The sequence below is a fragment of the Nonomuraea sp. NPDC001636 genome (genome assembly GCF_040298265.1).
Lineage (GTDB): Bacteria > Actinomycetota > Actinomycetes > Streptosporangiales > Streptosporangiaceae > Nonomuraea.
This window is the reverse complement of record NZ_JBEOZT010000047.1, coordinates 36,772-49,537: the sequence shown is the minus strand read 5'-3', so window position 1 is coordinate 49,537 and position 12,766 is coordinate 36,772. Positions and strand designations below refer to the sequence as shown.

General features: G+C 71.6%; 11 protein-coding genes and 1 pseudogene. 5 read left to right on the top strand and 7 right to left on the bottom strand.

What is annotated here, in order from left to right; all coding sequences use genetic code 11:
• Positions 1-291, top strand: a pseudogene (locus tag ABT158_RS47745) (hypothetical protein); the annotation flags it as partial.
• Positions 292-437: 146 nt separating this feature from the next.
• Here ABT158_RS47745 and ABT158_RS47740 read toward each other — a convergent pair.
• Genes ABT158_RS47740 through ABT158_RS47725 form a run of 4 tightly spaced genes read right to left on the bottom strand, consistent with a single transcriptional unit; the run spans position 438 to position 3,914 of the window.
• Positions 438-1,187 (bottom strand): SDR family oxidoreductase, encoded by a 750-nt coding sequence (locus tag ABT158_RS47740; protein ID WP_352365549.1) that lies wholly within the window; start codon positions 1,185-1,187, stop codon positions 438-440.
• A 17-nt stretch (positions 1,188-1,204) separates the two neighbouring features.
• Positions 1,205-1,792, bottom strand: a complete 588-nt coding sequence (locus tag ABT158_RS47735; protein ID WP_352365547.1) for an NADPH-dependent FMN reductase — start codon at positions 1,790-1,792, stop codon at positions 1,205-1,207.
• Positions 1,782-2,408: a DsbA family oxidoreductase gene (locus ABT158_RS47730; protein WP_352365545.1), complete on the bottom strand. Its 627-nt coding sequence runs from the start codon at positions 2,406-2,408 to the stop codon at positions 1,782-1,784. The genes ABT158_RS47735 and ABT158_RS47730 overlap by 11 nt, the downstream gene beginning before the upstream one ends.
• Before the next feature lie 12 nt (positions 2,409-2,420).
• Complete coding sequence (locus ABT158_RS47725; RefSeq protein ID WP_352365543.1) at positions 2,421-3,914, bottom strand: MDR family MFS transporter; 1,494 nt, start codon at positions 3,912-3,914, stop codon at positions 2,421-2,423.
• Positions 3,915-3,998: 84 nt separating this feature from the next.
• On the opposite strand from ABT158_RS47725, the gene ABT158_RS47720 reads away from it, so the two are divergent.
• Both ABT158_RS47720 and ABT158_RS47715 read left to right on the top strand, forming a co-directional pair.
• Positions 3,999-4,742, top strand: a complete 744-nt coding sequence (locus ABT158_RS47720; protein WP_352365541.1) for a TetR/AcrR family transcriptional regulator — start codon at positions 3,999-4,001, stop codon at positions 4,740-4,742.
• 288 nt (positions 4,743-5,030) lie between these two features.
• On the top strand, positions 5,031-5,639 hold the full coding sequence (locus ABT158_RS47715; protein ID WP_352365539.1) for a ricin-type beta-trefoil lectin domain protein: 609 nt from the start codon (positions 5,031-5,033) through the stop codon (positions 5,637-5,639).
• 440 nt (positions 5,640-6,079) lie between these two features.
• Here the strand turns inward: ABT158_RS47715 and ABT158_RS51385 are convergent, their stop codons facing one another.
• From ABT158_RS51385 to ABT158_RS47700, 3 genes are all read right to left on the bottom strand, one after another.
• Positions 6,080-6,289 (bottom strand): hypothetical protein, encoded by a 210-nt coding sequence (locus tag ABT158_RS51385; RefSeq protein ID WP_502911629.1) that lies wholly within the window; start codon positions 6,287-6,289, stop codon positions 6,080-6,082.
• Between the two features lie 38 nt (positions 6,290-6,327).
• Complete coding sequence (locus tag ABT158_RS47705; protein ID WP_502911628.1) at positions 6,328-6,504, bottom strand: SRPBCC family protein; 177 nt, start codon at positions 6,502-6,504, stop codon at positions 6,328-6,330.
• An 88-nt stretch (positions 6,505-6,592) separates the two neighbouring features.
• Complete coding sequence (locus ABT158_RS47700; RefSeq protein ID WP_352365534.1) at positions 6,593-9,298, bottom strand: helix-turn-helix transcriptional regulator; 2,706 nt, start codon at positions 9,296-9,298, stop codon at positions 6,593-6,595.
• Positions 9,299-9,361: 63 nt separating this feature from the next.
• Here ABT158_RS47700 and ABT158_RS47695 point away from each other — a divergent pair, with 63 nt between their 5' ends.
• Both ABT158_RS47695 and ABT158_RS47690 read left to right on the top strand, forming a co-directional pair.
• Complete coding sequence (locus tag ABT158_RS47695; protein ID WP_352365532.1) at positions 9,362-10,090, top strand: ABC transporter ATP-binding protein; 729 nt, start codon at positions 9,362-9,364, stop codon at positions 10,088-10,090.
• The gene (locus ABT158_RS47690) at positions 10,084-12,558 is read left to right on the top strand and encodes an ABC transporter permease (RefSeq protein ID WP_352365530.1); all 2,475 of its coding nucleotides are present in this window, start codon (positions 10,084-10,086) and stop codon (positions 12,556-12,558) included. The genes ABT158_RS47695 and ABT158_RS47690 overlap by 7 nt, the downstream gene beginning before the upstream one ends.
• Positions 12,559-12,766: the final 208 nt, after the last annotated feature.

The following is a 12,766-nucleotide window of genomic DNA, read 5'->3' as shown; positions in this document are numbered from 1 at the left end:
GGTGCGGAGACTCTTCCCGACGGGCATCCGCGCCGCGGCATGTCCGTCGTCACCGCGCTCAGCGAGTGGCTCGTCCACACCAACCGCCGCCTGAATGGGTCCTGGACCCAGCGGTACGAGCACGGCGTGCCCGTCACCGGCCTGGAGCCCATCGCCGGCGACGGTGCCACAGGGACGACTGTGCACTTTCTGCCCGGCGTGCACCTGCTCCCACTTGCCGACGACCTGCGCCGCTTCGCGAATGGATGGCCTGGCCTGGTCATGACCGTCGACGACCGCCGTGGCGGCTGACTGATCGAGGTCTGTGCCGCCAGCCACCACGGCGACCTCACCGTCGGCTGAGCTCACCTCGCCCCTTCAGCGCAACCTGAAGCCACCACCTGCAACAGCCGAGCCGGAGCGAGCAGACGAGTACGGGGCCGCTCGGCGGCGTGGGTCTACATGGTCGTCCCGCCGGAGACGTCGAGCCGGTGTCCGGTGATGTAGCGACTGTCGTCGGAGGCCAGGAAGGCGACGGTGTCGGCCACGTCCTGCGGCGTGCCCAGCCGGCCGAGGGGCGTCTGTGACGACAGCCAGGCCAGTGCCTCGCCGACCAGGCGTCCTTGGTGCATGTCGGTGTCGATGACGCCGGGGGCGACGAGGTTGACCGTGATGCCGCGCGGCCCGAGCTGCTTGGCCAGGGCGACGGTCATGACGTCGAGTGCGGCCTTGGACATGGCGTAGTCGATCGCCCTGGGCATGGCCGCCCCGCGGGTCAGCATGGTGCCCACGGTGATGATCCGCCCACCGTCGCGCAGCCGTGGCAGGGCCTGCTGGGTGATGAGGAACGGGGCGGTGGTGTTGACCGCGAACAGCCGCTCGAAGCCCTCCCGGGTGACGCCGTCGATCTCGCTCTGGCCGCCGAGGACGCCCGCGTTGTTGACCAGGACGTCCAGCCCGTCGGCGTGCGCGTCGAAGGCCGTCCACAGAGCTTCGGCGTCGCCGGGCGCGCCCAGCTCGGCCTGGACGGCGAAGGCCCGCCCGCCGGCCGCTTCGATGGCGGCGACGGTGTCCTTGGCGGCGGCGTGGTTGCCGCCGTAGTGGACGGCGACCCGGGCGCCTTCGCGGGCCAGCCGGGTGGCGATCGCGCGGCCGATGCCCCGGCTCGCGCCGGTCACCAGCGCCGTCTTGCCGGTCAATGTCGTCATGATCATGCCTTTCTGCTTTATGCGGTGTAGGGGGTGGTGGTCTTGGCGTCGCGCAGGATGCGCGCCCACCAGGTCACCTGGTCCAGCAGGGTCTTGGCGGCCGTGGCCGGGCCGGCCGGGTCCTTCGGCTGCCCGTCGGCGTCGAAGGACTCCCAGGTGCCGTGGAAGCTGACGGTGTCGCGGGTGGTGACGGCGTGCAGCTCGGCGAAGACGGCACGCAGGTGCTCCACCGCGCGTAGGCCTCCGGAGATGCCGCCGTAGGAGACGAACGCCACCGGTTTGGCGTGGAACTGCTGGTTGTGCCAGTCGATGGCGTTCTTCAGCGCGGCCGGGTAGCTGTGGTTGTACTCGGCGGTGACCACCACGAACGCGTCGGCGGCCGCCAGCCTCGGGGTCAGCCCGCCCAGGGCCTCCAGCACCGGTGCGGGCGCGGACATGGACGGGGCCACCCCGCCGAGCGGCACCTCGGCCAGGTCGATCACGTCGACGTCGAGGTCGGGGCGGGACGCGGCCTGGGCGGCGAACCAGCGGGCCACGGTCGGGCCGAAGCGGCCGTCGCGGACGCTGCCGACGATGACGGCCAGTCGCAGCGGGTCAGTGATCACGGGATTCTCCCTTCATGGTGGCGGCCCGTCGCAGGGCCGCCAGCAAGGTGGTCTCGCTCGCCGACCCGGTGAGCGGGGGCAGGTTGTCGATGAGGAAGACCGGTACGCCGGTGAAGCCGAGGCGGCGCACGCCCTCAAGCCGGGCGCGCAGCTCGGCGGCGGGCACGTGGCCGGTGCTGATGCCGATCTCGGCGGCCAGCCGGGCGAGGGTGGCGGGGTCGCCGATGTGCAGCCCGTCGGTGAAGTGGGCGCGAAACAGGCGTTCGGCCATGAGCTCTGCCTTGCCCTGTCGCGCGGCGTCGGCGATGAGGAGGTGAGCGTCGAAGGTGCCGGTGGCGATCGCCTTGCCGTACTCCAGCCGCACCCCCTCGAGGGCCGCGCTTTCGGCGAAGGTGAGCACGTCGGCGGCCGCTTGCGGGCCGAAGGTCTGTTCCAGAACCGCCAGGAGCGGCTGCCCGTCGGCCGGGGCGCCTGGGGCGAGCTCGAAGGGCAGGAACTCCACCGCCACCGGCAGGCCCTCGGCCATGAGCCGGTCCGCGGCGCGGGTGAAGCGGGTGTAGCCGAGGTAGGAGTGGACGCAGATGACGTCCATCACGAGCTGCACTTTTATCGTCATGAGTGCCCCGCCTCACGCGGCCGCGGTGGCGGGCTCGGCCGACGGGGCGCCATCACGCAAGGGGACCTCGCGGATGAACCAAGCCAGCGCGAAGGCGACGGCGCCCAGCGCGGCGGCCCCGAGCGCCATGGCGTGGACGCCGTCGGAGACGGCGAGAGGAACGGCCACCCGCGCGGCGGGCGCGAGCCGGACGAGCGCTTCGGGCGTCAAGGCGATTCCGGTGGCGGCCTCCGTGCCGAGGCGGTCGACGAGGGTGTCCTGGAGGCGCGTGGTGTACAGGGCGCCCAAGGCGGCCACGCCCAGCGAGGCGCCCATGGTGTGCCAGAGGGTGACCGAGCCGCTGGCCGCGCCCATGTCGCGCGGCTCGGCGCTGTTGATGGTGATGATCGTGGTGGACTGCATCAGCAGGCCCACCCCAAGGCCGCCGATCAGCGTCAGGGCGGAGGCGAGCGCCAGGTTGACGCCGGGGCGCAGCAGGAGCAGGGCGAGCATGCCGGCCGTCACGGTCGCGCCGCCCAGGATCGGGTAGATCCGGTAGCGGCCGGTGCGGCTGATGAGCCGGCCGGTGCCGATCAGCACGGCGACCATGCCCAGCATCGCGGGCAGGATCAGCAGGCCGCTGGCGATCGGTGAGGCGCCGTGGACCAGCTGCATGTACTGGGGCAGGAACGTGGCCGCCACCACCATGCCGACGCCGCCCAGGAAGCGGATGACCTGGGCGAGGGTGAAGTTGCGGTCGGCGAACAGGCGTAGCGGGACGATCGGCTCGGCCGCGCGCCGTTCCACCCACAGCAGGGCGGCCAGCGCCACCAGTCCGACGAGGATCAGGGCGAGGATCGGGGCCGATCCCCAGTCGTACTGGGTGCCGCCCCAGCTGGCGACCAGGCTGAGTGCGACCAGGACCACCGTCAGCAGCAGCGCTCCGGGATAGTCGATGCGCGCCCTGATCCGGCGCGGCTCCAGCCGTACGGCGGCGCCGATGAGCAGCAGGGCGGCCGCGCCGACGGGCAGGTTGACGACGAACGCCCACCGCCAGCCCACGTCGGCGAACAGGCCGCCGAGCAGCGGCCCGGCGATGAAGGCGATCGGCATCATGACCCCGAACAGCCCCATGAGCTTGCCGCTGTGCCGGGGCGGCACGAGCTCGCCGATCAAGGCCAGCGCCCCGGTCATCAGGCCGCCCGCGCCCAGTCCCTGGACCATGCGGAAGCCGATGAGCTGGATCATGTCCTGCGCGGCTCCCGACAGCCCGGAGCCCAGGAGGAAGATCACGATCGCGGCCATGTAGACGACCTTGCGGCCGTACAGGTCGCCGAGTTTGCCCCAGATCGGCGTCGTGGCGGCCATACAGATCAGGTAGCCGGTCGCCACCCAGGAGAAGTACTCCATCCCGCCGAGGTCTTTCACGATCACCGGCAGTGCCGGGCCGAGCATCATGCCGTCCAACGGGGCGGTGATCATGCCCAGCATCACGCCGATCACGCCCACATGAAGAGATCGGTCCATGCGTCCTCCAATTCGCGTACTCCGTACGTGAATGGACCATAGCCATTCAGGTACCATGTACGCAAATAGCAGGAAGGGACGCGCATGGCCGACGAGGAACCCACCAGCATCTGGACGCAGCCCGAGGCGCACGAGCGCTCCGGCCCAGGACGGCGCCCCGGCTACAGCCGTGAGCAGATCACCCGAACGGCCGTCAAGATCGCCGACGCCGAAGGAGTGGAGGCCGCGACCATGCGACGGATCGCGGGCGAGCTGGGCACCGGCGCCATGTCGCTCTACCGCTACGTACCCCGGCGCGACGACCTGTTCGACCTCATGATCGACCTGGCGATGAGCGAGATCGAGCTCCCCGACGACCCGTCCGGTGACTGGCGCGCCGACCTGACGCTGCTGGCCTGGCAGACCCGCGCCGCCGGCCTGCGCCACCCCTGGCTGATCGCGCTGCTCACCAGCCGGCCCACGCTGGGCCCCAACCTGCTGCGCGTGCACGAGCTCGCACTCAGCGCCTTCAACGGGACCGGGCTCGACATCGACGACATCACCGGCTTCGTCGGCATGCTGAACGACTACGTACACAGCGCGATCCACCGCGAGATCGGCTGGCTGGAGGAAGCCCGCCGCACCGGCCTGGACCCCGAGCGCTGGAAGCGGGACTACATGGGACCGTACGTCCGCCAGATCGTCGAATCCGGCGCCTTTCCCCTGTTCAACCGATCCGTCCTCGACTCCCGCACCGCCCACCTCGCCCCCGAGGAACGCTTCCGGCATGGACTCGATCGCATCCTCGACGCCATCGCAGCGCTCATCCCATCGCTGTCTCCTCGTTGAGCCCTCCGCCGACGCCCACACCTGGGCCGCCACGTATGGGGGCCCACGCTCCGAAGCCGCGATCGCCCAGCAGCCGCCGGCGGCCGTCCTCGCGCGGGCGGTGGAGCGGGGAAGATTCCCACCGCGGATATTCCTCCGCGCGTGCTGCGGCTGCCGTTCGATTCGCCCGGCAACGAGCCGGTCTCGACGGGAGCTGGTGAGGGGCACCCTTCGCTCAACCGTTCCTCAACACGTTCTCAACCCCTCCCCGCGCATGCTCCCTTCCTACCCCTACGAAGGGAGCACATCATGCGACAGGCGATCAGACGGCTCGTCCTCGCGGCCGGGCTGGTGACGTTCCTGGTGGTGAACGGTGGTGCGGCGCACGCCGATCCCCTGCCCGCCTCGCCTTCCCCCTCGGCCCCCGGCTCCACGGACCCGACCCCGGACCCCACCGCTGAGCCGACCTCTGAGCCGACGGGGGAGGTGACGGCGCAGGCCAATTGCCCCTTTGGGATCTGGCCCAACAACGGCAACGGCCAGTCACTGGTCCTGGACGTCGACCGAGCCGGCGGGTCGGGTTCCAAGACCATCGTCTGGACCTGGAACGGCGGCGCGAACCAGCGCTGGGAGCACGGCGGGCAGACCAACACCACCATCGTGCCGTGCCACAACAGGTCGCTGTGCCTCGACGCCGCCGGCGGGCAGACGGCCAACGGCACATGGGTCATCGTCTACCGCTGCAACGGCGGCTGGAACCAGCGCTGGGACCTCGAACACCCATGGGGAGCGGGATGGGTACGGTTCCGCCTGCACGGCACGAGCAAATGCCTCAACGTCAACGGCGGCATCGCCCGAGGTCACAACGTGATCCTGTGGCCGTGCAACAACGAGGTCAACGAACGCTGGACCAACTAGGACCCACCGCGCCCCCGCCAGGCGGCCCCGAAGACCAGGCGGTGTCGGAGACCGGGTGGTGTCGGAGATGGTCATCTGCGGCGTCACCATGACACGTCGCTCTGAGATCGACCGGCGCTACCGCGGTGGGGGTCGCTCTTTCCCGAGCAGTGGCAGCGCTTCCGCGAGGGCGTCCCCGAGGTCGAACGCGACGGTGATCTGCTGGCCGCCTACGCGCGTCCGTGGTGCGGGTGCTGTCACAGCCCGGAGTCGATCACTATGCGGTGGCGATGGCGGACCTGGAGGGCAACGAGTTCGACGTGGTGTGACGCCACCCCGGACAGCCCGCATGTCGTAGGTGATCGCGTTCTCCTGATCGATCGTAGAGGAGACGCGGCACCGGCATGGTCACGTCAGAGCCAGGTTCCGAAGGAGTTCGCGACAGCCTCGTCGGCAGAGCGTCAGCTCTCCAGGTGCTTCTTCAACGCCTCGTTCAGTCGTACGAAGTCACGTTCGGTGCCCGCGATCGTCTTGCCCACGAACGGCACCAGGACGCCCTTGAACGTCTCACTCTGCACAAGCCGCGTCCCCATAGCCGTCGGCGTGAGGGCGAACTCGTGCGCGCCGTCGAAGATGCCGGGGACGAGGAGATGTCCCAGCCACCGAAGCACCCGGCCAGGCTCGGCCTGCAAGACCTTGGGGCGAAAGGTCATGGTTTGCCGTTCTGCGGGTGCATGCGCAAGGTCAGGGTGCTTCCCACCACGGCCTGGCCGGAGCCCTGCTGGATGAAGGGGTTCCATGCCTCGTATCCGGCGAAGTCGACGAGCACGTCCCACACGCGCTCGGGTGCCGCCTGGATGTCGATGGACGCGCTGATCTGCTTCACGGGGGTACCTGCTCTCTCATCGGAACGCGGCAACTGTACCGATCGAGGGACAGAATGCGCACAAGGCCCAGAAACCACACACCCCCACCTACGGCGAGCCAGTCAGGTCGAGGCCGGCGAGTTGGGCCCTGCTGGTGACGTTGAGCTTGGGAAAGGCCCGGTAGAGGTGGTAGCTGACGGTCTTGGGGCTGAGGAAGAGCTGGGCGCCGATTTCCTTGTTGGTCCGCCCTGCGGCGGCCAGGCGGACGATCTGCAGTTCCTGTGGCGACAGGGCCGGCGGAACGTCGCCGGTCCCGGCGGTGAGAGTGGTGTCGCCGGCGGCGCGAAGCTCGTTTCGGGCGCGTTCGGCCCACGGACGGGCGTCGAGGCGCTGGAAGTTTTCGAGCGCGGCACGGAGCTGGGCGCGGGCGGCCTTCTTGTTCCGTTCCCTGCGCAGGCGCTCGCCGTACAGCAGCGCGGTGCGCGCCGACTCCCAGGGGCGCCCGCCGTGGGCGTGCAGCCTTACGGCAGTGTGGAAGAGCTTCTCCGCACGGTCATTGTCAGGTTCCAGCAGGGCCCGGCAACGGTGCAGGACGGCCTGCGCCCACGCCAGACCGGACGCCTCCGCCCAGGCCCCATAGCGGCGCAGCGGCTCGTCGGCCGGCAGGCCGAGGCGGGCGGCGGCTTCGATCTGGTCGGGGGCGAAGTGGACGGCCTGGTACTGGTGGCGTACGGGTCCGGCCATGGCCGCGTCGAGCCGGTCCAGCGCCTCGGCGAGCCGGCCCTGCCCCAGGTCGAGCAGGGCCTGAGCCCACTGTGCCCAGGCCAGGCCGTTGACGATGCCGTTGGTGTCGTAGTGCTCCAGGGAGCGGCCGGCGAGCTCGGCGCACCGGCCGACCTCGCCACGGGCGGCGGCGAGCCAGGCGAGCATGCCCTGCATGCAACCGGCCCGGCTGTGCCGTCCCGTCTCCGTGGTCAGATGCAGCCCTTCGCTCGCGGTGGCGGTGGCGTCGGTGAACCTGCCGAGGAAGATCTCGCTGCTGGCCAGCGTGATGTGGAGCACCGCGAGCTTGCTGATCTCGCCGGCCGTCCGGCATTCGTCGGCGGCGGCGCGGGCGATCTCCCACGTGGTCTGGAAGTCGCCGGTCTGGAGCGCGAAGTAGGCGGCGTTGATGCGGCGCGAGTGCATGTCGGGGGTGATCCGGCTGCTGTTGGCCACCAGCTCCCGCATGACGGGCAGCGCGGCGGCGGGCCCGTCGGTCAGCAGCATCGCCGTGCTGAGGGCGGCCTGTCCGGCGAGATCGAGGTCGTCCTGCGGGCGTAGGTCCAGTTCCCGCAGCCGGGTGGCCGCCGCGACGATGCCGCCGGCGTCGCCGAGAAGCGTGGCGTTACGCGCCGCCTCGACCAGCATCAGCCCCGCGGCGGCACGGTCGTCGCCGGCCACATCGGCGGCGCCCTTGAGCAGCAGTTCGTGCGCCAGACGCGGTGCGCCCTGGCCGAAGGCGATCCTGGCTCGCAGTGTGGGCAGCGTGGCACGGGCCGAGACGTCCGGCACCAGGCCGGTGGCGGCGTCGAGGAGCTGTTGGGCCCGGTGCGGCCGCCCCTCTTCGGTGGCGTCCACGGCGGCGTCGAGCAGCCGCCGTCCCCTGAGTTCCGCATCCTCGCTCAGCTCGGCCGCCCGCTCGAACGCGGCGCAGGCGCTGACGTTCGCGCCCCGCTCTCTGGCCCTGCGAGCTGTCTCCTCCAGGGCTCGGGCCACGCTCTCGTCCGGGCCCGTCGCGGCGGACGCCAGATGCCAGGCCCGCCGGTCCGGATCGCCGGTCAGCAGGCGGGCCAGGACCGCGTGCACCTCCAGGCGCAGATCGTACGTGCTGAACTGGAAGGCCGCGGCGCGCATGAGCGGGTGTCGGAATGCCGCCTGCCGTCCGGCGATCCTGATCAGGCCGGCGAGTTCGGCCGCTCCCAGAGCCGCGGGCTCGATGCCGAGTCCGGCACAGGCGTTGGTGATCCTGTCCAGGTCGCCGTCGTCGACCAGGGCGGTGACCAGCAATGCGGTCTGAGCGGGCCGCGGTAGCCGGCCGATGCGGTCGGCGTAGGCCAAGCGCAGCCGTTCCGGCAGCGGCAGCGGGCTGAGGTCATAGGCCGGCACGTCGGCGGTGCGCGGCAGCTCGCGCAGGGCGAGCGGGTTTCCAGCGCTCTCCTGGAGAATCCGCCGGCGCACCGGTCCGGCCAGTTCCGGGGCGACGTCGGCGAGCACCTGGGCGGCGCTCCGGTCGTCCAGTCCGGCCAGTCGCCGTTCCGGCAGGCCCGCCGGGTCGAAGCCGTCGCGCGCACCGAACACGATCACGACTCCCTCCGCGTGCAGGCGGTGCGCGGCGAAGCGCAACGCGCGAGCGGAAGCCTCGTCCAGCCAGTGGGCGTCGTCGACCAGGCACAGCAGCGGCCGGTCCTCGGCCAGCTCCGCCAGCAACGACAAGACGGCGACGCCCACGTGGAACCGGTCGTCGGCCCTGGTGGGCGCCAGCCCCAGCGCGCCCGCGAGAGCCACCGCCTGCGGTTCGGGCAGCGCGTGGAGTCGGTCGAGCCGGCCGCGCAGGAGCAGGTGGAGGGAGGCATACGGGAGGTCGGCCTCGGTCTCGACACCCAGACCGCGCAGCACGGTCATGTCGGGCGCGCGTTCCTCGGCGTAGGCCAGGAGCGAGGTCTTGCCGATCCCCGGCTCGCCCATGAACACCACAACGCCGGAACGTCCGGCGCGCGCCTGGTCGAGCAGCACGTCGATGGCCTGCTGATCAGTCTCCCGCCCCCGAAGCATGGGACGAATCCTAGTCATTTGTCCGGTACCGCCCAGATGTCGGCGTGCCTAGTGTCGTCGTCCATGAATCCCACGCAAGCGGTCGACCTGAGCTCGGTCACCAAGCACCACGCCCACGGCGTGACGGCGCTCGACGACGTGTCGATCGGGTTCGGTGCCGGTACGTTCACCGCCGTCATGGGGCCTTCGGGGTCCGGTAAGTCGACGTTGCTGCAGTGCGCCGCCGGGCTGGACCGGCCGACCTCCGGGCGGGTGATCGTAGACGGGCGGGACCTGGCCACGCTCGGCGACAGGAAGCTGACGCTGCTGCGGCGCGACCGGATCGGGTTCGTCTTCCAGTCCTTCAACCTGCTGCCGTCGCTCACCGCCGCCCAGAACGTCGCGCTGCCGCTGCGCCTGGCCGGCCGCCGGCCCGACAGCCAACAGGTACGCCAGAGCCTGGCCTCGGTAGGTCTGGCCGAACGCATGCACCACCGGCCCGCCGAGATGTCCGGCGGCCAGCAGCAGCGCGTCGCCATCGCCCGTGCCCTGATCACCAGGCCGGCCGTCCTGTTCGCCGACGAGCCCACCGGTGCTCTGGACACCGGCACCAGCCGTGAGGTGCTGCGGCTGATGCGGGACCTGGTCGACAGGCAGGCTCAGACGATCATCATGGTCACCCACGACCCTGTGGCCGCGTCCTACGCCGACCGCGTGGTGTTCCTGGCCGACGGCCGGGTGTTCGGCGAACTGCGCGATCCGAGCGCCGAGCAGGTCGCCACCAAGATGTTGCAGCTGGAGGCGTCGTGCTGAGCATCGCCTGGTCCACTCTGCGTACCAGATCGTTGTCCTTCGTCGGCACCTTCCTCGCCCTGACGCTCGGCGCGGCCCTGATGGCCGCGCTCGGCCAGGTGCTGGCCTCCAGCCTGTCGTCCCCCGACCGTGCCCCGCAGCGGTACGCCGCCGCGCCCGTCGTGGTGGCGCCCGACGAGCGGCTGACCGTCAGGAGCTCGTACGGCGAGAGCGACGCGCCGCTCGCCGAGCCACGCGGCCTGGCCCCCGAACTGGCCGACCGGCTGCCCGGCGCCGTGGTGGACCGGATCTTCCCCGCGCGGCTCGTGGACGGGCCGGCCGCCGTCGGCCGTCCCTGGTCCGCCGCCCGTACGGCGCCCCAGCGGTTGACGGCCGGCAGGGCACCGGCCGGTGACGACGAGATCGTCGTCACCGGCGGAGCCCGCGCCGGTCAGCGCGTCCGGGTGGCGACCACGGCGGGGATCAGGACGTACCAGGTGGTGGGGCTCGCCTCGGCGAGTTCACAGCCCACCGTGTTCTTCGCCGACGAGCACGCCGCACGGCTGTCGCCCCGGATCGACGCGCTCGCCCTCTGGGATCCCGTCACGGACGTGCGCGCCGCGCTGGGCCGGGCGATCGCGCCCCGTCCGGCCCAGCCGGGCACGCCGCAGGTCTCCAGCCGGACGATGGTCCTGACCGGCCAGGACCGGGCGCTGCTCGATCCGACTCGCGACGCCGACGACCGGGCACGGAACAACAGCAACACGATCATCGGCATCGCCGCGGGCTTCGCCGGATTCATCGCCACCTTCGTGGTCTCTTCCACCTTCGCCTTCGCGGTCGGTCAACGGCAGCGGGAGTTCGCTCTGCTGCGTACCATCGGCGCGACCACCGGCCAGGTCCGACGCATGGTGTACGGCGAGGCGCTGCTGATCGCGGTCGCCGCCTCCGCGCTCGGCGCGATGCTCGGCCCTCTGGGCGCCCGGCCGATCCTGCACTGGCTGATCTCGCTCGGGATGGCGCCCGCCTGGCTCACGCCGTCCACCTCCCCCGTGCCGTCCTGTGCGGCCTTCGCCGTCGGTCTGCTGGTCGCCGTGCTTGGCGTGGTCGCCGCCGCCCGGCGGGCCGCCAGGGTACGGCCGGCGGAGGCACTGCGCGCGGCGGCGGTGGAGCCGAAAGCCATGACGATCGGACGCTGGATCGCCGGAGGCGGCCTGCTGGCCACCGCGGTCGTCAGCATGACCGTCAACGCCGTCGGCGACCCGGACGGCGCGACGAACAACAAGACGTTCATGCCCGTCGTCATGCTGCTCATCGCCGCTGTCGGGCTGCTCGCCCCGGTCTTCGTCCGCCCGGTCACGGCGCTGCTGGCCGCCCCTCTCGGCCGCTTGCGCGGCGCGGGGGCGCTCGTGGTCGCGGCATGGACGGGGGCCTCGGCGCGACGTACCGCCGCCGTCGCCGCACCGGTCCTGGTCACCGTGGCCCTGGCCGCGACCCTGCTCGGGGCCGCCGCGATGACCGATGCCGCGAAGTCGGCGATGCGGACCGCTCCCGTCCGCGCCGACTACGTGGTGGTGCCCACCGGCGCGGCCGGGCTCGACCGGCAGCTCCTCGGCCGCCTGCGCGACGTGCCCGGCGCCGAGGTCGCCGCGGTCACCTCGACCAGCCTCTACACCCTTGAGGGCGCAGGCACACAGCTCGTCAAGCGGGCCGCCGAGGCCGTGAACCCGGCCGCGCTCACCAGCGCCCTGTCCGTGCCCGTCACCGCAGGATCGCTCGCCAAGCTCGGGGAAGACACGATCGCCGTCTCACCCACCTGGGAGCTGAACCTGGGGCAGCGCGTGACGTTGTGGCGGGCCGACGGCAGCCCGGCCACCCTGACGGTCATCGCGCTGCTCGGCGCCGGCTCGGCCGCCGACGCCTACGTCGCCTCGGCCCACGCCCTGTCCGCCCCGCCGTCGGTCGCGTACGTGAAACCGCGTCCCGGCGCCTCGGCCATCGAGGTCCGGCAGGCACTGGAACGGGCCACCGACGGGCACAACGCTCGCGCGCTGACCAAAGCCACCTGGGCCGCCACCACCATCGACCGTCAGACCTCCGCCAGCCGCCTCGGCCTGCTGGTCGTGCTCGCCATCATGCTGAGCTACACCGTGATCGCCCTGGTGAACACGCTGCTGATGGCGGCCCCGGACCGAGCCGGCGAACAGGCCGCCCTGCGCCTGCTCGGCGCGGCCAAGGCTCAGGTGCTGAGGTACGTCATGGCCGAGGCGCTGCTGGTGGTGGCGGTAGGCGTGGTCCTGGCCGCCGTCGCGACCGGGCTCGGACTGCTCGGGCTTTACGCCGCCCTGGCGCAACTGTCCGGGCCCGTGGCCTTCGACGTGCCCTGGGAGCCGGTCACCGGGCTGGTCTGCATCTGCGGTGTTCTGGCGACGCTGACGGCCGTACTGCCCGCGAGCCGGACCAGGATGGTGGCGATTCCCCGAGGCTGAGCCGCCAGGGCGGCCCCTTGCCGCGCAGAGATATGTATGTAGGTATGGGGCTCCACTCGGGCGCCGCGGTGCTCACAGGCATCAAGGAGTGCCCGGCGCGACTCGCTCCGGGCGCTGCCTGGCGGATCGGCCGGCCGGGCGTGCGGCTCTTCGGCCGGTCCCGGCCGCCGCCCGCCAGGCAGCGCCCACGATCCCTCAGCAGGCCACG

Coding starts and splice junctions, on each gene's coding strand:
- ABT158_RS47725 (WP_352365543.1), bottom strand. CDS start 3,914: ATGGACCGATCTCTTCATGTGGGCGTGATCGGCGTGATGCTGGGCATG.
- ABT158_RS47730 (WP_352365545.1), bottom strand. CDS start 2,408: ATGACGATAAAAGTGCAGCTCGTGATGGACGTCATCTGCGTCCACTCC.
- ABT158_RS47740 (WP_352365549.1), bottom strand. CDS start 1,187: ATGACGACATTGACCGGCAAGACGGCGCTGGTGACCGGCGCGAGCCGG.
- ABT158_RS47695 (WP_352365532.1), top strand. CDS start 9,362: ATGAATCCCACGCAAGCGGTCGACCTGAGCTCGGTCACCAAGCACCAC.
- ABT158_RS47720 (WP_352365541.1), top strand. CDS start 3,999: ATGGCCGACGAGGAACCCACCAGCATCTGGACGCAGCCCGAGGCGCAC.
- ABT158_RS47700 (WP_352365534.1), bottom strand. CDS start 9,298: ATGCTTCGGGGGCGGGAGACTGATCAGCAGGCCATCGACGTGCTGCTC.
- ABT158_RS47715 (WP_352365539.1), top strand. CDS start 5,031: ATGCGACAGGCGATCAGACGGCTCGTCCTCGCGGCCGGGCTGGTGACG.